The following is a 20,303-nucleotide window of genomic DNA, read 5'->3' on the forward strand; positions in this document are numbered from 1 at the left end:
TACTATTTATATGAAAATTGAAGATTTAATAAGAGAAAGAATCATAGACATTGTTCAATTATTTGTATTAAAAGATTAAAAGTAAGAGTAATTGATTTGAAGAAGCCAGAAGTAAGAGGGAGGTAAGCATATGGACGAACTATTAAATTTATTAAAAGTTAATCTTTGTAATTGTTCTTTAAGGGATGAAGAAGTTCAAAAAATTAAGGAATATATTGAAAATGGAGGTGTATTGGATTATAGCAAAGATTATAAATACAATATAATTCCACCTAGAGGGCAGTATAATATAAAAAATAAACTATGGGAACTAATGGACGGTTTTATGGAGGACAAAGATATTTTTAAAAGGCTTTTAAATGTATTCTTTATTATAGGTGGGGAAAGCTTTTTTAAAATGTTATATAATAGATTTTATTCTACCAGTAAAATTTTAGATTATATAAAATCCATGGATAACAAAGAAAGTTTTTTAATATGGGTTATAAAAGAACGTTCGAATTATTACGGTTATTCAGATTATGCAGGTGGAATAATTAAGGTCTCTGAAGAATTAATAAAAGAAGATAACACAATATTTTCAAAAGCCTTTTCAATATTAGAAGACGACTTTATAAAGGTAGTGTTAGCTATTATAGCAGTTAAAAATTCTTGTGATTTGCCTGAAGATGGAGAAAAATTTATAAAATCCTATTTTAATGATATTAAGAATATAAATAAATACTTAAGAGATAAGCAAATAGCTTTAGTTCAAATTTTATACTATGCTCATGATAAAAGTGAGGAATTTGCAAATGTTATTACAACTATAGTTAACAATAGTATTAACAAAAGAACTATATTTGATGAATGGATAAGATTTGTTAATACATATGATTCTAAAGCTAATGTTTATGATATTGTAAAAGCTTTTGATATTGATAAGAGGTTATATGTAGTTAGATTGATAGATTTATATATTAGAGATGAAAATAAGAAAATACTTAAAGAGATAAATGAAAGGGTTGAGGAAATACCATTAGTTTTCAGAGAAAGTTTAGAATTTATTAATAAAAGTAATATTCAAGATGTAGAAAGACTTACACTAGCTTCTTTTATTTATAATTATTCAAAAGAAGATGAAGACTTAAAAAATCTTAATAAATATATTGAACAAATTTTAAAAGCATACATATATTTTTGTAGAGATTCAGAGGCAGTACCTCCATTAGAAAGATCTAAGATTTTGAAATATGTATTAGAAGGAATAAATAAAAAGTGTATAGAAGAATATGCTGCTAAAGTTGGAAATGTAGAAGGTGGAGCAGGTTTATGGAGTTATCATGCTCTTTGTTTTAAATTAATTTATTCTATAAATGAAACTAGAGAAATTATGTATAGATTTTTAGAATTTACTCTTAAATCTGGAAGATATTCTTTATCAGCTTCTATTATAGATAAAATAATAGAGAGTAAGTCTATGAGTTATATAAGTTTTGCTAAAGAACTTACATGTAGAGATATAAGTGAGAAACATTTAATTCTAACAGCAGATAGAGCTTTAAATGAATATAATTTTAAAAGTCAATCAAAGGTTATAGAATATTTAAGTGATCTGTGTTTAGAGGAAAATACAGAGCTTATAAATAATATAGACAAATTAAATATAAATGTGAAAGAAATAGTACTTGAAAAATTATTTAATGTAAATAAAGAAAAGTATGCTACTATTCTTATAAAATATTTATCAGATAACTCTAAGATTATAAGAGATAAGATGGTAACTCTACTTAGTTCTTATGAAGGATGTAAAAAAGAAGTATTAAGTGAACTAAATAGTAAGAAGTTAGCAGTTAGGGAAGCAGTTGTTAGGATTCTTAAAAACTTTGATATGAGAAATTCCGTTGAAGAACTTCAAAAGTTTGCAGACTCAGAAAAAAAAGAAAATATTAAGGTGTTACTGTTAAATATTATAAATGCAGATTATTTAGATAATGAAACACTTGAAACTGCTGAAAGTATAAGTGAGTATTGTACTGAAAGACTTAAAAAAACTGCTTATACTGCTCCAGAATGGATTCCAGTAAATATGCTACAAGATATAAGATATGAGGATGGAAAATTATTATCAAAGAATGTAATAACTTACTTGATAAGTAAGTATTCTTTAGAAAACATTGTGGAAAGAAACTTAACAGCAGAAAAGGTAATTAAAAAATGTAATAAGTATGATTTAGATCAACTTGGGAATGAAATATTAACACTTTGGATTAATAATGGTGCAGATACAAAACAAAAGTGGATATTATCTTTAATTTCAGCAATAGGAGGCTTTAATGTTATTAATACATTAAAAATTCAAATAGATATATGGGCTAAAAGTTCAAGAGGTGCTATTGCATGTGATGCAATAAAAGCTTTAGCCTTAAATGGAAATAGTGAGTGTTTAATAGTAATAGATACAATAGCAAGAAAAGTTAAACATAAGCAAATTAAAAAAGCAGCAGAAGAAGCTTTTGTTTTTGCAGCTGAAATGCTTAATTTAACGGAAGAAGATTTAGCAGATAAAATAGTACCAGATTTAGATTTTAATAAAAGAGGAGAAAGGGTATTTGACTTTGGAAGCAGAAGTTTTAAGGTGACTTTAGATTTAGATTTTTCACTAGAAATTGTAGATGATAAAGGAAAAATAATTAAAACTTTACCAAAACCAAATAAAGCTGATGATGAATTAAAGGCTAAAGAAGAATCAAAAGAATTTAAAAATCTAAAAAAACAAATTAAAACTGTAGTTTCTATTCAAACTTTAAGATTAGAAACAGCGCTTTCAGTAAATAGAGTGTGGAAGAAAAAAGATTGGGAAAACTTATTTGTAGAAAATCCTATTATGCATAAATTTTCTCTTGGTTTAGTATGGGGAGTATATGTAAAAGGAAAATTAAAAGATACTTTTAGATACATGGAAGATGGTACTTTTAATACAAAGGATGAGGAAGAATATGAGCTTTTAGAAGATTCCCTTATAGGACTTGTACATCCTTTAGAATTAGACAAAGATACATTAAATACTTGGATTCAGCAATTTGAAGATTATGAAATTGTACAACCTTTCCTTCAGCTAAATAGAAAGGTTTATGAGATAAACGAAAAAGAGAAAGAAATGAATTCTGTAGAACGTTTTGCAGGCATAAAAATTAATGGGCTTTCTTTGGCAGGTAAGCTTACTAAAATGGGCTGGTATAGAGGGTCTGTACAAGATGCTGGAGGATACTATCAGTTCTATAAAGAAGATGAAAAAATAGGTGTTGGTGCAGAAATTTCTTTTGATTGGCTTTATGTTGGATGTGCAGATGAAGAAACTACTATCTATGAGTTAACTTTCTATAAAGCTAATACAGTTAAAAGAGGAAGCTATGTTTATGATGAAATAAGTGAGGAGAATATTATCCTTCCGGCAAAAGTACCAAAAAGATTTTTTAGTGAAATACTTTACGATGTAGATAGAGCTTTAGAAGCTAAAACTGGTTTTGATGCTAATTGGAAGCTAAACAGATAAAACGGTGGGTAAAATTAAATCTTTTTTAAAATTATAGTATATTTAATTATATAATAGTGTAAAAATTTGATGTTTTATTTAATTTTCTGTAAAAATCTTCGATTAATATAGTAATCTTAATTAATAAATGAAAATGTGAGGGATTTTTATGGAAAATGTAAACAAAATAGTTACAACAGAAAATAATTCAAATAATGTAGCTTTTATTTATGATAAAGTTAATTTAAATGTTTATATAGAAACAAAAGAATATATCTATTATATTGATGCCTCACAAGATTATAAATTGTATAGAATTTTTAAGTATGATGACAAAAAAGACATCATAGTAGATTGTAGGGTAGAGAATGTTGTTATAGCAGAAAATAATATATTTTATACTATAAAGCATCAAGGAAAGATTACATTAATTAAATGTAATTTAGAAGGAAAAGATACATATATTGTGTGTAAAGATTTATCTTACACCAATGCCTATTGTATTTCTCATGGAATTATATACTATTGTGAAAATCACAACTTTAGAAGTTATATAAAAGCTACGAGACTAAATAATGGAAATATTTCTATAATACATGAATCTGTAGGTTGTATTTCTACATTATATTATTTTAAAGATCACATATATTATAGGAGAAAAAACTATCCTTCTTATAAAGAGGAAGAAGTTTTGAAGAAGATTAATATAAATGAGAAGATAAAAGAGGATGTCGTTGAGACTTTTTATAATGAAGTATATTTTTATAAAAATTATATGATATACCAGTATAAAAATTCTAGCCTAGCAGTTATAAAAGATTTAGAAACAGGAAAAAAAGTTTATGAAATGAACCAATGTAATAACATATTGGGTATGTGTAATCAATATATTTTGTTTACTTATGAAGGTTTTACTGATGTAGAGGCAAAGTATGTGAAAAATATGCTTTATATGTTTAATATAGAAACACTCAATGTAAGCAAATTAACAGATTGCAATGTTTCAAAAGCTCAAATGATAGATGATTATATATATTATAAAACTAAGGATAAGGATTCTAGAATTTACAGACAGAATATAAATGGTGAAGGTAAGAAGATTATTAATATTTCTAATAAGCATTATGGTATGAAAATGTTAAGTAAACTATTTTTCATAGCTAAGTAATATGGGATGCCAATAAACTAAACATAGGGATTAATTTTAGTTAATGTTTAACTTTGTGGCTGTCTCAAAATGAATTTTAGACACAATATATTGAAATTTTAATCTGAAAATTAATCAATATATTGTGTTATTTTTCTGTTTTGAGATGGCCGCTTTTTATTAAAATATTAGATTACAAGTGATTATTGTTATAACATAATTAGCAAGTTTTTTGTCTGTAAAAAACTATCCATCCAATATATACTTTGTATATAAATTAATTTGACACATGATTAACGGAAAATAGCTGTAGAGGAGAAAACTTAATGTTTAATGATTTTATAAAACACTATAACATAATAAGATCAATTCTTAGAGATGTGTTTCTATATGGATGCTTTTCTAGGGAAGATTTAGGCGATAAGAGAAAGCTTAGCTCAAGAAAGATAAGCTATGAAATAAGAAGAATACAACAATATGTAGAGGGGTCATTTGTTAAAACTGATAGACAGGGAAGAAACAAGCTATTAGCTTTGACCTATGATTCTATAACAAATACAGAAAATTTTTTAGTGAAAACATATATGACAAAGAGCTTTACTTCAGCAGATTTATTATTATATTTTAATCTTTTAATGATTTTAAATGCTAAGGGAAAAGAATGTTGTTTTCGTGATATAGAGGAATACATGATAGATGAAGGGTTAATATCCTATGATAATATAAGTAGCAAAACTATTGAAAGAAAGCTTAATGAAATGTGTAAGAGTCTTGGGGTACTTAAATATAGGACAATTAAGAGGACTAAATATTACTATATAACAGAGGACATTTTTGAAGGATTAGATAACAAGGAGCTTGAAGAGTTGATTATTGCTATATCCTTATTTAAAAATATATCCTTTCCAGTAACAGCAGGATACTATTGTGAACAAAGCTTAAAGGATTATGCTAAGTATGAGAGAGGACTAAATATAGAATTAAGTGATAATTTTCAATATAAAAATCTTCATTTTCATCCAGTAATTGAAGAACAAGTACTTTGCAAAATATTAAAGGCAATACATGAAAGAAAATACATAATACTTAACTATATTCCTAGGGAAACTAAAAGAAAAAGTAATACAAAAGAACCATTAAGGCCTTATAAAATTAGATATGACATAAGCTGTGGAAGATTTTATTTAGTATCCTATAGCAAGGAAAATAGGTGTGTAATATCCAGACTAGACAGGATAGAAAGTGTTGAGATTACCAAGTTTAAATATGAAATAAGAAATTTAAAATCACTATATAATGGCAACATGCAATATAGTTGGTCCAGTGTGCCTTTAGGTTCAGGGAGCAAGCCAGAAAAGATAATCTTAGAAATTAATATAGATGAGCCTAAAGAAAATTACATAGTTGAGAAAATTAGAGGAGAGGTTCAAAAAGGAACTATAGAAAGAATAGGACAAGGACGGTACAAGCTAGATATGATTGTTAATGATAGCATAGAAATGGTTCCTTGGATTAGAAGTTATTCTGGGTATATAAAGATTATACAGGGACGAGGGCTTATAAATAGGGTTAATGAGGACTGGAAGGAGATGCTTAATAAATATGGAGCTTTTTGATGAAGTGAAAAATAGATATTTTCATATTATATTTACTGTACTTAATGAATGTAAAATAGGTATGAGTAGAGATGATATTATCAAAATAGTAGATAGAGAGGAATTTCAGGAAAAAGTTATAGGAAAGGATTTTCAAACTTTTGAAGGGTTACTTTTAAATGAATATGAAGAAAATGAAAACTTTAACTTAATTAAACAAGAGGATAAAGTATATTATCCTAATATTAAAGTAGATAAAAAGTCAACAATACCTGTTAGACTTACAAATATTGAAAAGTCATGGTTAAAGAATATGCTAAATGAAGAGGAAATACAGCTGATATTAAGTGATACCACAATAGCAAAGCTTAAATCAATATTACAGGATTTTGATTATGCTAATACTAGTGAAATTATTGAAGTTACAAATAAATCAATATTACCTGATGTTGATAATATAGAAAAATATAAAGAGAATTTTAGAATTTTATTAAGGGCAATTTTAGATAAAAAAGAGATAACATATAGTAACACTGATAGATTTGGTAATGTGTATAGTGAAAGAAGAGCTATTCCCATAAGAATAGAATATTCCCTTAAGGATGGAAGATTTAGAGTCTCTATGTACTCATTAGATGATAAAAGACCTATAATGGCAAATATATTTTCTCTGGATAATATAAAAATAGATAAAGAGGAAGGTATTGAAGTACATAGAGATACTGCAATAAATCTAGTTCATGAATATAGATATTCTAAGGAGCCAATTGTTCTTGAAGTAATAGATGAAAAGGCTGCAATGGAGAGATGCTTTATGAGTTTTTCGGAAATGGAGCGGTACTCAAGATGTATTGGAGAAGATAAATATGAGATGAAACTTTTTTATTATACCTTTGAAGAAGAAGAAGTTATAGGAAAGATACTTGCTCTTGGACCCTATGTTAAAGTTACATCGCCACAAAGAATTATAGAACAAATAATTAAAAGAATAAGAGAAGCTATTGAGTTAAATAAGGGTAATATTACCTACAAGGAGGGAAACAAAGTGTTGGAAGTAAAAGGGAAATGCACTAGTGCAAAAGTATATACTGATAAAATAGAACCAGAAGTTATTTCCCAGGTAATGGAATTATGTAATCAGGAATTTTGCAAGGATAGTAAAATTGCAATAATGCCAGATACTCACGCAGGAAGGGGCTGTGTCATTGGATTTACAGCAGATTTAGGAGATAAAGTTATACCTAATATAGTAGGCGTTGATATAGGTTGTGGTATGACTACCATTGAACTAGGCAAAGTTGATATAGATTTAAAAGAAATAGATGAAATTATTAGAAAGTATGTACCAGCAGGAATGGAAGTTCATGAGGGAAGAGTAGTAAGATTTCCTAAACTTCAAGAGTTATATTGTTATAGAGAATTGAAGAACACGAAAAGAATTGAAAAAAGTATAGGTACTTTAGGTGGAGGAAATCATTTTATAGAATTAGATATTGATGATGAAAAAAATGTATATCTTGTTATTCATTCTGGAAGCAGAAATTTAGGAAAACAAGTAGCAGAATGCTATCAAAATATGGCCATTGATTTATGTTCAGGAAAAGAAGAGTATTTTTATGAAAGAGATAGAATAATCCATGAATATAAGAAGGAAGGGAAGAGAGAACTTATTCAAGGTGAATTAAAGAAATTGAAACAAAAATATAAAGATTTATTACCAGACTATCCGGAAGATTTGTGCTTTTTAACGGGGGACTATAGAGAACGTTATTTACATGATATGAATATATGTCAAGAATATGCAGCTTTAAATAGAGAAACTATGGCAAATATAATATTAAACAAGCTATTTGGTAAAAAATTAGAGGACTATCATTACTTTAATACTATACATAACTATATAAATTTTAAGGATAACATTATTAGAAAGGGAAGTATATCAGCTTATAAGGATGAAATGGTATTAATCCCTATAAATATGAGAGATGGAAGCATATTAGCAGTAGGAAAAGGAAATTCTGATTGGAACTATTCTGCACCACATGGAGCAGGAAGACTTATGAGTAGAAAAAAGGCAAAGGAAATCTTAAATTTTGAAGAATATGAAAAATCCATGGAGGGTATATTTACTACATCAGTAAATTTATCAACTCTTGATGAGGCTCCTATGGCATATAAACCTATGGAGGAAATTATAAATAATATTCAAGATACTGTTCATATATTAAAAATAATCAAGCCTATTTACAATTTTAAAGCAGGGGAATAAATTAATTTTTAAGTCAGATATAAATCTGGCTTTTTTTGTTATTAAGATATATGAAAAAGATAATAGATTAGGAATTTCATCTATCATTTAATTAAATATGCCTAAGTTAATTATTGCAAAGTTTTTGTCTGTAACTTAATTTATATTAGCCTTATAATATAAACATCAAGTGATTCTTAAATCTAAGTTGAGCTTGATTAAGAGGCAGTGCAGAGAAGAGTTACTTCATATTGGATTTAAGATCTCTTCTCAAATTTCTCCTCTAAGTTAAAAATGTATAGAGTAGTGTATATTTGAGTTACTTCGAATTTGAGAGTGGATGTCACTGGTTCGATTCCAGTTTCATTTTCTTATGAAAATGAATAGCTCAGTTGGTAGAGCACTAAATACTCAAATAATTTTTCTCTCTATTCCATTTTTAAAAAAGCTTGGGTAGTGCTAGAAAGTGTTACTTCTTATCAAAAGCTGAAAAACACTTCTAATTTTCTCCCAAGTTAAAATTTAATAAAGGAGTGACAACTATGGCAAAGTTTAATTGCAAAAGTTATATAAAGACAAAAAACTTATCAATGCATAAGGCTTACCAAATGACGGATAAAGAAAAACTGGTTACTCAAGTACTAACCAGTCTTTTTAATGAAAATAAATTTTATAAAGATAATTCAGAGGATATAGTTAATACAGTCCAAAGAGTTATAAAGGAAGATCCTAAATTTATTGCAAACTTATGTATATATACAAGAAAGGAAATGCATTTAAGAACTATTTCCCAGGTATTAATTGGAGAATTAGCAAAGGCAAATGAAGGTAAACCATATGTTAGAAATGCAATGAATAATTGTATTTTAAGAGTTGATGATATGACTGAAATTCTTGCTTATTATATAAACAAATATGGAAAGCCTATACCCAACTCTATAAAAAAAGGCATAGGAGATAAATTGCTTAATTTTGATGAATATCAGTTAGCAAAGTATAATCGTAGTAGCAATGCAGTAAAACTTAAAGATTTGCTTTGTTTGGTTCATCCTAAGGCTAAAGATGAAGAACAAAATGATATGTTTAAAAGACTACTTGAAGATAAGCTTAAAACGCCTATTACATGGGAAACACAATTATCAAGTAGAGGCAATAAAAAGGAAGTGTGGGAAGAGCTTATTGAAAATAATAGTTTAGGATACATGGCAATGCTTCGAAATTTAAGAAATATATTAAAAGGCGATGTATATAATATAGACAAGGTATATGAATTTTTATCTGATGAAAATAGGGTGTTAAGAAACAAACTCTTGCCATTTAGATATTATTCTGCATATAAGACCTTGGAAAATGAGGGCATAGGAACATCAAAGATATTTGATACCTTGGAAACTGCAATAAAACATTCTACTAAAAATATTAATAAGCTCACAGGAAAGACAATGGTTTCAGCAGATGTATCTGGTTCTATGAATTGTTACATAAGTGAAAAAAGTCAAATCACATGTGCAGAAATTGCTGTACTTATGATGTCTATAGCCAATTATATATGCGAAGAAACCATAACTACAACCTTTGATAGTAAGCTTTATATGAGTAATTTATCAACTAAAAATGGAATTATTGCTAATGCTAATTCTATAAAGGTTAATGGAGGAGGAACAGATATTTCATTACCTATAAGACATTTGCTTAACAATAAAGTTTTCGTAGATAGAATAATAATTTTGTCTGACAATGAAATAAACAGAGGTTATGGCCGTGTGTGCCAAAGATATGTTGAGGAGTATAAAAGTAAAATTAATCCTAATGTATGGGTACACGCTATAGATATGCAGGGCTACGGAACACAACAGTTTTGTGGTGAAAAAGTGAATATATTAGCTGGCTGGAATGAAAAGATAATTGATTTTATTTATCAAGCTGAAATAGGAACTGGAAGCTTGATTGAAAAAATAGAGAAGTATTATTTTAAGGAAGAATAATACTTCTCTAAACTATATAATTATATAGGCAAATTATAAAAATATTTTACTAGAGTACTGTAAATCGCTTGTTGAAATATATTAAAGCTTATTTTCTTTTAAAAACTTTTCTATATCATCAAGTAGTAAGTTCGCAGCCTTTACACCACCTGCAGTATTCCAAATAGCATCATCAACTCTGTATGCCTTGTTATTTTTAACAGCATTTAATGATTTAAATAATGGATCTTTTAGCCATTCTTTTTCTCTTGAAGAACCTTCACCATTTCCTGTTTCATAAGTAAAGTAAAACATAACCTGTCCATCTGCTTCTTTTAGTCTTTCCTTACCTATTTCAAGAGTAAAATCTGTACTTCTTTGTGTTTCTGGTCTAGCAAAGCCTATTTGTTTAAGAATCATTCCAGAGAATGTATCTCCTAGATATATTCTAGTTTTTCCAGGCATAAATCTTACTAAGGAAACTTCTGTTTTAAGCTTATCACCTGATAATTTTGCTATTTCAGCTGCGCGGTTATCAAAATTTTTAATTATTTCTTCACCTTCTTTTTCCTTGTCTAATACTTTTGCATAGAATGCTAAATTAGTTTTCCATTCTCCTCTTAACGTATTAGAATAAACTGTTGGTGCAATTTTTGAAAGTTGATCATATATTTTTTCATGTCTCATTTTGTTTCCTATAATTAAATCTGGATTTAACGCAGCTACTGCCTCTATGTTAATTTGACTTTCTTCTCCTAGGTTTTGCACTCCTTCCATATCTTTTTCAATATGTTTATACCATGGATTGCCTGTCCAAGATTTAGCAGCACCAACGGGCTTTACTCCTAGAGCAAGAAGTGCTTCTGTTCCCTCATTTGTAAGAACTACAATTTTTGTTGGTTTTCCTTTAATTTCTGTTTTGCCCATTGCGTGGTCTATAGTTCTTATAGTGTCACTAGTTTTTTTAGGGGACTTTTCCACATCCTCTTTAGCTGGTGAGCAGGCTGTAACTGTTACTGCTAGAACTAATGCTGAAATGGCGCTAACTAATTTTTTTGCCTTCATAATATAATCTTCTCCTTTGTTAATTTAATATTGTGAAGAAATGATATCATATATAATTTTTAAATGCAAGTGATTTTCGTTAGCAAATGATAATAAATTTCATTGACAATATTTTAAGCATAGTTTATACTCTCAATATATTAGCGAAAGCTTGATTTTACAGGTATATAAGGATATACATTTTAGGTTAAAATTGTAACATTACTAATGAAAGGATGTATTGATAGGTGAGTATTAAAAGAAAATTACCATTAGAAAGTAGTAGATCAAAGATTATTATACTGATTATACTTATCACTTTGTTAATTGTATCATTTATAGCCAGTTTACTTTTAGGTTATATTAAAACCTCTTATGTAGACTTAATAAATACATTTACAAATTATAATAACAGCCTAGAACATATAATTTTAAAAACATCAAGAATATCTCGAGCAGTTACTGCTCTATTTATAGGTGCTAGTTTAAGTCTTTCGGGAGTGCTTATGCAAACTCTTACTAAAAACCAAATGGCATCTCCAGGACTTCTTGGAGTAAATTCAGGAGCTGCATTCTTTATGGTCTTTACCTACAGTTTTTTTCCAAGTCTTTCACAAAATTATATGATACTTTTTTCTTTTATTGGTGCTGCTATGGCTGTAGTTCTTGTATATACCTTAGCTGGAGGAATAAGAGGTTCAATTAACACCTTTGATTTAATACTTGCAGGTGCTGCAATTTCCGCTTTTTTTATTTCTCTTACTCAAGTAGTGCTTTATAAAGATCAAAAAACCATGGAGGAAGTAATGTTTTGGCTAACAGGTTCAGTAGAAGGTAGATCTATAGAGTCTCTTAAGATTGTTATTCCATATATGGTTGTTTGTTGGATTATATGTTATCTAATTTCAGGTAAATTAAATATATTCTTTCTTGGTGAAGAGATAGCAAAGGGATTAGGTTTAAATACTGAATTAATTAAACTCCAAATTCTTCTTTTAGTAGTTATTATGGCAGGGGCCTCAGTTGCTGTTGCAGGTCCGATATCTTTAGTTGGTATAATAATTCCTCATTTAACTCGTACTTTGGTTGGATCAGAATTTAAATGGGTAGTTCCATTTAGTATAGTATTAGGGGCAATATTTTTACTTTTAGCAGATATAGGATCAAGATTTATAGTATATCCAAAAGATATACCAGTAGGTGCAGTTACGGCAATAATTGGTATGCCATTCTTCATATACCTTGCTAGAAAGGTGGAAAATAAGTAATGAACAGATTTATAGTTTTTAGAAAAGGAAAATTGTCTTTTATATATGAAAAAAGAAGTGTTTTTATAATTGCCATTGTATTAACACTTTCCGTTGCATCAATATTGCTTAGTACAAGTATAGGACAGAAGTATATACCCATATTTAAAGTAATTGAAGTATTGCTAGGAAATGGTGAAGGTGGAGACTCATTAATTATTAATACAATTCGATTACCAAGAACACTTGGGGCATTTTTAGTTGGAGCCTCTTTGGGAATTTCTGGAGCCATTCTCCAAGGGGTAGTAAAAAATCCTTTAGCTGCTCCAAATATCATTGGAATAACAGATAGTGGATCTGTTGGAGCATTAGTATTTTTAACTTTATTTACAGATCCCAAAAATAACTCACTTACTACAAGTATATTTTATATGCCTGTGTTTGCTTTTGTAGGAGCTCTTTTGTCTGTAATGTTGATTTATTTTCTTGCATATAAAAAGGGAGTTACACCCTATAGGTTAATTTTTATAGGAATAGCTATTTCGGGCGCTGCAAAAGCTCTAACTTCTATATTGATAATAAATGGGCCAGTAATATTTATAAAAGAAGCTCAACTTTGGATTACTGGAACAGTATACGGTACAAGCTGGACTAATGTAAAACTTTTATTTATTTGGCTTTCATGTATTTATCTAATTACTTTAATATATATTCGAGAATTAAACGTTCAAAGTCTAGATGATAGTATTTCAACAGGACTTGGAAATGCCGTTGAAAAGAATAGATTTATTCTTATGATTTTAAGTGCAGCACTAGCTAGTGGAGCTGTTGCAGTTGGTGGAGGAATTAGTTTTGTAGGTCTTATAGCTCCACATATATGTAGAAAGTTAACAAACTCTTCTTTTGAATATATAACTCCACTTTCTGCATTAATAGGTGGGATAATAGTAGTTTTATCAGATATAGCTGCAAGAACATTATTCTTTCCTTTGGATTTGCCTGTTGGAATATTTACTGCTGCAATAGGTGCTCCATTTTTTATATATCTTCTAATTAAAAATCATAAATCACTTAAGGAGGTTTCGTAAAATGAGCATATCATCAAAGAATTTAACATTAGCCTATGGAGATAACATTGTGCTAAAAGATATAAATATAATTATACCCAAAAATAAAATAACTATATTAGTTGGAAGTAATGGTTGTGGTAAGTCTACTCTTTTAAAAACTATTTCTAGACTTTTAAAGCCAGCTGAGGGAAGTGTTTTTTTAGAAGATAGTAATATATTTGAAAAATCTTCAAAGGAAATTTCAAAGAAGCTAGCTATACTTACACAAGCCCCTGAAGCACCTCCTGATTTGACAGTATTTAATTTAGTAAAGCAAGGTCGTTATCCTTATCAGACTTGGTTTAATCAATGGAGTAAAGAGGATGAAGAAATGATAGACTATGCTCTTAGCAAAACTGGACTAATTGATATAAAACATAAGAAGATTTCTGATCTTTCTGGTGGTCAAAGGCAAAGGGTATGGATAGCTATGGCATTAGCACAGCAAACAGATATTATTCTTCTTGACGAACCTACAAATCATTTGGATATTAAATATAAAATTGAAGTTTTAGATCTTCTTAAGGATCTAAATAAGAATGAAAAAAGAACTATAATCATTGTACTTCATGATATTAATTTAGCATGTAGATATGCAGATCATATAATAGCCATAAAAAATGGGAAGGTATATTCAGAAGGTAAGCCAGAAGAAATTATTACAGAGAAGCTTATTAGTGATGTATTTGATATAAATTCTAAAGTAATTCCTTGTCCAGTATTTAAAACGCCTACATGTATACCTTATAAGTATATAGATAGTACTGGCTAATTAGTCTATTATATTCCATAACATATACTAAAATATGGAATATAAAAATATATAAAATTAGATGAAAATATTTTAAAAAAGTAGCTATGAGGAAATTTTGTAATCTTGAAGTATATTAAAACAAAATATATACTGAATTATGATACACCGCTTTTGAAATGAGGAGGATATACATGTTTAAAATAGGAGAGTTTTCAAAACTTACACAGGTTTCTGTAAGGATGTTACGATATTATGATGAAACAGGACTTTTGAAGCCTGCTGAAATAAACAAATATACGGGATATCGCATGTATTCTATAGAACAAATTAAAACTTTAAATAAAATATTGTTTTTCCGGGATACTGGGTTTAGTGTTGCAGAAATTTATAATGCTCTTAATAATTGGGATAATAATTTTATTAAAGCACAGCTTAAAATAAAGGAAGAAAAAATTAAAGATGTTATAAATTCAGAAAAGCGGCGACTAGAGAAGATAAGAACTGCTATGAATGATATAAATAAAAAACAAATAGGAATTCATTATAATGTAACACTGAAAGAAATTCCTAGCTATAGAGTTTTTTCTTTAAGAAAAACCATACCGGAGTATTTTTATGAAGGCTATCTATGGAAGGAAATATATGATTATATTAGAACTAAAAAACTAAACATTTCGGAAAGCAATGATAGTTTTGCTATTTATCATGACAAGGAATATAAGGACAAAGATGTTGATGTGGAAGTGTGCATTATAACAGAAGAAAAGGGTGTAAATAAAGATGGTTTTATATTTCGGGAAACAGAACCAATTGAAAAGGTAGCTTGTTCAATGGTGTATGGGCCTTATGAAAATATATCATCTGTTTATATGTCTTTTGTGCATTGGCTGGAGGAAAATAATCAATATAAAATGAGTGGTATTAGTCGTCAAGTTTGTCATAAAGGGCCATGGAATGAGGAAGACCCAAATAAATATCTTACTGAAATACAAATTCCTGTTGAATTAAAAACAAATACATTAATGGATTGATAGATTATTCAGTCCATTTTTTATTGACTCTCACAGGATGTCAGGGTTTATTATGGATTTAAGCAGGAGGTGTATTTAATGGATAATAAAAATTATTATGATCTTTTTCCAATTGGGCAAATAGAAATAGAAGATAATAAAAGTAAAATAATAATTAATAAAGAATATGTAAAAGGGCTTAAATTTTTATCTTTGTTTAGTCATGCCATAATAATCTATTCTAAAAAGCAAAAATCTAATATTCCTTTTTCACATAGCATTATTAAAATAATTGGTGTTGATGAGAAAGCTGGAATAGTTTCGTTTAATAAAAACTTATATTTTTCAGAAGGAGATTTTATTTATGATATTAAACCATATTTCCCTTGTGAAGATAGGGTAAAGGACTGCATCGTACCAGAAAATATGCAGTTACCAGGGCAGAGGAAAATTGCACAAATAGAGGATACAATGGGTAAAAGGGATCTAGTACCCACTGAAAAAGTAACATCTATAGGAAACATTAGAAAGATAAAAGGGGAGTTTTTTCTTCAGTTTTACAATAATACTGAAATATATTTTGAAAGACTTGATGGATATTCCTACATAAAAATTTTTTGGTGGTTTAATGGTTTTGATAAAAGCAAATATAGGAGAATAACAGAATGTGAACCGCCATATGAAAATGCACCAAGGACTGGGGTATTTGCTTCACGTTCACCAGTTCGTCCTAATCCTATAGCTTTAACTACTGCACGAATTATTAACTTTGATAGAAAACTAGGAAGAATTAAGGTGGGTAATTTAGATTGCTTTGATAATACACCACTTATTGAAATTTCTCCTTATATACCAGCAATTGATCAAATTTTGGATTTTAAAGTTCCTAAATGGTTATGTCATTGGCCACAGTGGTTAGATGATAGTATAATAGACAATTCAGGAAATGAGATTTCTTTAAAGCCATCTAGTTTGGATATTATTAAGAAATATTTTAGATCTGATGATAAAATAATTAATAGGGAGAATTTCTTCCACAGTAATAAAAATGAAAAAATTGAACATACAAAGGGTATTGTTGTAAAAGGTGCTAGACAAAACAATCTGAAAAATATAGATGTTACAATTCCTTATAATAAAATTACTGTAATTACTGGAGTAAGTGGCAGTGGAAAGTCTAGTCTTGCATTTGATACTATATTTGCTGAAAGTCAAAGAAGATTTATGGATAGTCTTTCTACAGCTGATTATTCACTTTGTGAACAAATGGAAAAGCCTGATGTTAACATGATATGTGGTCTTCCACCATCAATTTCAATATCTCAAAAAAACATTGGACGTAATCCACGTTCTACAGTAGGAACAATTACAGATATATATGATTTTCTCCGTACACTGTTTGCAAGTATTGGAGTAAGACATTGCCCTCATTGTGGAAATGCAATTATTCCTTTAAGTGCGGAGGAGATTGTACAAACTTTATCAAAACTTTCGTCCAATACAGCCATTGAAATAACGCCATTTTATCTTAATAGTCCTTCATATGAATATGTTGTATCTGAAAATAATGCTAGAGAGGATAAATTGTTATCCTATGTAAATAAATCATTAGAAATAGGTAAAGGAGCAATTTATGTAAGGATTAATAATAAAGAGAAAATTTTATTTCAAACAACGCAAATGTGCTATCATTGCAATCATATTCTATTTGAATTGACTCCATCTACATTTAGTTTTAATAATCCCGAAAGTATGTGTCCTGTTTGTAGTGGACTTGGAGTTAAAATAGACATTGATCCTAATTTGATTGTATCACGTCCTCATCTATCTATCTTAGATGGAGCTTCAAACTTTTGGAAAGATTTAAGAAAGTTTAGAGATAAGCCAAATGCAAATTGGATGAAAGGTGAAGTATTAGCATTGGCAGATGAAATGAAAGTTGATTTAGAAAAACCGTGGAATCAGTTGCCAGAGGATTTTCGTAGGCAAGCTATTTGGGGATCAGATGGAAAAGAAGTTACCTTTATATATAAAAATAGTAACGGGCGAAGTGGAAAGATTACAAGACCAGTGGAAGGTGCTTATAACTCTTTGAAGCGTATTTTTTCTGAAAGTAATGGACAGTCTGCAAAAAGAATTGTAAGTGAGTTTATCAAGGAATCTAATTGTGATTGTTGTTATGGAGAACGACTTTCAAAAGAAGGAAGAAAGGTAGAGATTCTTGGTACACGATTTCCAGAAGCTGCTTCAATGACAATAAGTGATTTAAATAAATGGATTGAAGAACTTTCTAATAGGTTATCAGATTCTAAGTTAGCTATAGCAGATTCTATATTAAAAGAACTTCATAAAAGACTACAGGGTTATGTTAAAGTTGGAGTTTCTTATCTTACCCTTAATCGAGCTGTACCAACGTTGTCTGGTGGAGAATTACAAAGATTAAGGCTTATAAAACAATTAGGCAGTGGTATTACAAATATGCTTTATGTTTTAGATGAACCTTCTACGGGACTTCACCCAAAAGATCATGAAAAGCTTATAAACATTATAAAAGAGCTTAGAGATTATGGAAACACAGTAATTGTTGTAGAGCATGATATAGATACTATGATTATGGCAGATTATATTATAGATGTTGGTCCTAAGGCTGGTATTTACGGAGGAAGAATAGTAGCAGAAGGTACTCCATTACAAATTATGAAAAATCATAATTCAGAAACAGGAAAATATCTTTCAGGAGAAAAGCGAGTAACTATAGAAAAATCAATGGTTTTTAATAAATTTAATTGGATTAAACTTAATGGCGCCACATGCAATAATCTTAAAAATATTGATATTTCTTTTCCTGTTGGAGGGATTACTTGTGTAACAGGAGTTAGTGGATCAGGTAAAAGTAGTCTTGTTTCTAAGGTATTGTATCCTGCCATTGAAAATAGAATTAATAGGAAAAAAGATATAAGTAGATACTGTAATGCCTTATCAGGTGATGAATATATTGATAAAATTATTCATGTAAATCAAAGTCCCATTGGACGTACACCTCGTTCAAATCCTGCTACCTATACTGGAGTTATGGATCATATTAGAAATATTTTTGCTTGTACAGAGGAATCAAAGAGAAGGGGATATAAAGAAAATAAATTTAGTTTTAATAGTAAGGAAGGGCAGTGTGAAGTGTGTCATGGAGAAGGAAGAGTATGTACACCTGTATCATTTATGGCAGATATATGGACACAATGTCCTGTTTGTAAGGGGAAAAGATATAAAAAAGATATTCTCCAAGTAAAATATAAGAATAAAAGTATTTATGATGTTCTTCAGATGAATGTGGCTGAAGCTTTGAATTTTTTTACAGACACACCGAAAATAACACAGATTTTAAATACCTTATGCGAAGTTGGGCTAGGGTATATAAAACTAGGGCAAAGTGCACTTTCACTATCCGGTGGTGAAGCGCAAAGGATAAAACTGGCTAAAGAACTTAGTAAAAATTCAAGCGGAAAAATTCTTTATATACTTGATGAACCTACAACTGGATTACATTTTTCGGATACTCAAACCCTTTTAATACTCCTTCAAAAAATAAGAAATGCAGGAAATACTGTTGTAATAATAGAACATAACTTAGATGTAATTAGAAATTCTGATTGGATAATAGATTTAGGACCAGAAGGAGGAGATAAAGGAGGATATGTTATTGCTCAAGGCACACCAGAAGAAGTATCAAAAGTAAAGGAAAGTTATACAGGGAATTTAATTAAAGGAGTTTAAATATAAAAATTATATTTTTAATAATTGGGAGAGAAATTAAGTGAAAGATTTATTTACAATTGGAGAAATATCAAAATTATTTAATATAAATATAAAGACATTAAGATATTATGATGAGATAGATTTATTTAAGCCAACATTTATAGATAAAACTAATAATTATAGACATTATTCAACAGAACAATTTGAGCAATTAAACACAATAAAATATTTAAGAGCTCTTGGAATGTCACTAAAGACAATAGATTATCATTTAAAGAAACGGAGTATTGATAATATTGTTGAGTTACTTGAAAAGCAGAAAAAAATTACTGAGGAAAAGATAAAGGAGCTAGAATTTATAAATCAAAAAATTGCAAATAGAATAAATCAAGTTAACTATGCAAGGCAATATGATAATTTAAATGTAATTGAAGAGGTTCAGTTTGAAAAGAGAAAAGTTGTTTTACTAAAACAAAAAATAAAATCAAACAATGATTTAGAATTATCAATTAGACAGCTAGAAAATAAGGCTAATAAAGATGCTTCTATTTTTAGTGGAAAAGTAGGGGTATCACTTTCTATAGATAAATTAAAAAGTGAAATATTTGATGAATATGATTATATATTTTCCTTTACAGAAGGGGAGAGATATAATAAAAATTTATTAAAAGTATTGCCACAGGGTGTTTATGTTACTATTCGCTTTAATGGAACTCACAAGGATTCTCCAGTATATTATAATAAACTTTTAAAATATATAGAGGAAAAAGAATACACAATTATGGATGACTCAGTAGAAATAACATTAATTGATTTTGGACTAACTACTGAAAAATCAGAGTTTATAACTGAAATTCAAATATTAATAAATAAGTCTTGACACTCCAGTTACTGGACAGTTTATAATCCTTAACATAG

Annotated in this window: 12 protein-coding genes; 11 read left to right on the plus strand and 1 reads right to left on the minus strand. The window is 28.7% G+C overall.

From position 1 onward, the window contains the following. The first annotated feature begins 130 nt into the window (after positions 1 to 130). From T514_RS0109510 to T514_RS0109530, 5 genes are all read left to right on the plus strand, one after another. Positions 131 to 3,535, plus strand: a complete 3,405-nt coding sequence (locus T514_RS0109510; protein ID WP_027624563.1) for a DUF4132 domain-containing protein — start codon at positions 131 to 133, stop codon at positions 3,533 to 3,535. Between the two features lie 148 nt (positions 3,536 to 3,683). Next, positions 3,684 to 4,682, plus strand: a complete 999-nt coding sequence (locus tag T514_RS0109515; protein WP_027624564.1) for a DUF5050 domain-containing protein — start codon at positions 3,684 to 3,686, stop codon at positions 4,680 to 4,682. 305 nt (positions 4,683 to 4,987) lie between these two features. Continuing rightward, positions 4,988 to 6,277 (plus strand): helix-turn-helix transcriptional regulator, encoded by a 1,290-nt coding sequence (locus T514_RS0109520; protein WP_027624565.1) that lies wholly within the window; start codon positions 4,988 to 4,990, stop codon positions 6,275 to 6,277. A gap of 1,024 nt (positions 6,278 to 7,301) precedes the next feature. Then, entirely contained in the window at positions 7,302 to 8,525 is a 1,224-nt protein-coding gene (locus tag T514_RS26955) for an RNA-splicing ligase RtcB (RefSeq protein ID WP_027624566.1), read from the plus strand. Positions 8,526 to 9,046: 521 nt separating this feature from the next. Beyond that, the gene (locus tag T514_RS0109530) at positions 9,047 to 10,489 is read left to right on the plus strand and encodes a TROVE domain-containing protein (protein ID WP_027624567.1); all 1,443 of its coding nucleotides are present in this window, start codon (positions 9,047 to 9,049) and stop codon (positions 10,487 to 10,489) included. An 81-nt stretch (positions 10,490 to 10,570) separates the two neighbouring features. On the opposite strand, the gene T514_RS0109535 is transcribed toward T514_RS0109530, so the two are convergent. Further along, positions 10,571 to 11,533 carry an ABC transporter substrate-binding protein gene (locus T514_RS0109535; RefSeq protein ID WP_027624568.1) on the minus strand — a complete coding sequence of 321 codons (963 nt, stop codon included), beginning with the start codon at positions 11,531 to 11,533 and terminating at the stop codon, positions 10,571 to 10,573. Between the two features lie 227 nt (positions 11,534 to 11,760). Here T514_RS0109535 and T514_RS0109540 point away from each other — a divergent pair, with 227 nt between their 5' ends. The 6 genes from T514_RS0109540 to T514_RS0109565 all read left to right on the plus strand — a co-directional run bounded on the left by T514_RS0109540 (position 11,761) and on the right by T514_RS0109565 (position 20,265). Continuing rightward, positions 11,761 to 12,780 carry a FecCD family ABC transporter permease gene (locus T514_RS0109540; RefSeq protein WP_027624569.1) on the plus strand — a complete coding sequence of 340 codons (1,020 nt, stop codon included), beginning with the start codon at positions 11,761 to 11,763 and terminating at the stop codon, positions 12,778 to 12,780. Beyond that, entirely contained in the window at positions 12,780 to 13,847 is a 1,068-nt protein-coding gene (locus T514_RS0109545; protein ID WP_051541981.1) for a FecCD family ABC transporter permease, read from the plus strand. Before T514_RS0109540 ends, T514_RS0109545 begins: the two co-directional genes overlap by 1 nt. Before the next feature lies 1 nt (position 13,848). Continuing rightward, positions 13,849 to 14,640 (plus strand): ABC transporter ATP-binding protein, encoded by a 792-nt coding sequence (locus tag T514_RS0109550; RefSeq protein WP_027624571.1) that lies wholly within the window; start codon positions 13,849 to 13,851, stop codon positions 14,638 to 14,640. Between the two features lie 173 nt (positions 14,641 to 14,813). Then, positions 14,814 to 15,653 (plus strand): MerR family transcriptional regulator, encoded by an 840-nt coding sequence (locus T514_RS0109555; RefSeq protein ID WP_027624572.1) that lies wholly within the window; start codon positions 14,814 to 14,816, stop codon positions 15,651 to 15,653. 78 nt (positions 15,654 to 15,731) lie between these two features. After that, positions 15,732 to 19,403: an excinuclease ABC subunit UvrA gene (uvrA, locus tag T514_RS0109560; RefSeq protein WP_051541982.1), complete on the plus strand. Its 3,672-nt coding sequence runs from the start codon at positions 15,732 to 15,734 to the stop codon at positions 19,401 to 19,403. A 40-nt stretch (positions 19,404 to 19,443) separates the two neighbouring features. Beyond that, entirely contained in the window at positions 19,444 to 20,265 is an 822-nt protein-coding gene (locus T514_RS0109565; protein ID WP_027624574.1) for a MerR family transcriptional regulator, read from the plus strand. The last annotated feature ends 38 nt before the right edge of the window (positions 20,266 to 20,303 follow it).

This window comes from Clostridium lundense DSM 17049, assembly GCF_000619945.1.
GTDB lineage: Bacteria > Bacillota > Clostridia > Clostridiales > Clostridiaceae > Clostridium_AO > Clostridium_AO lundense.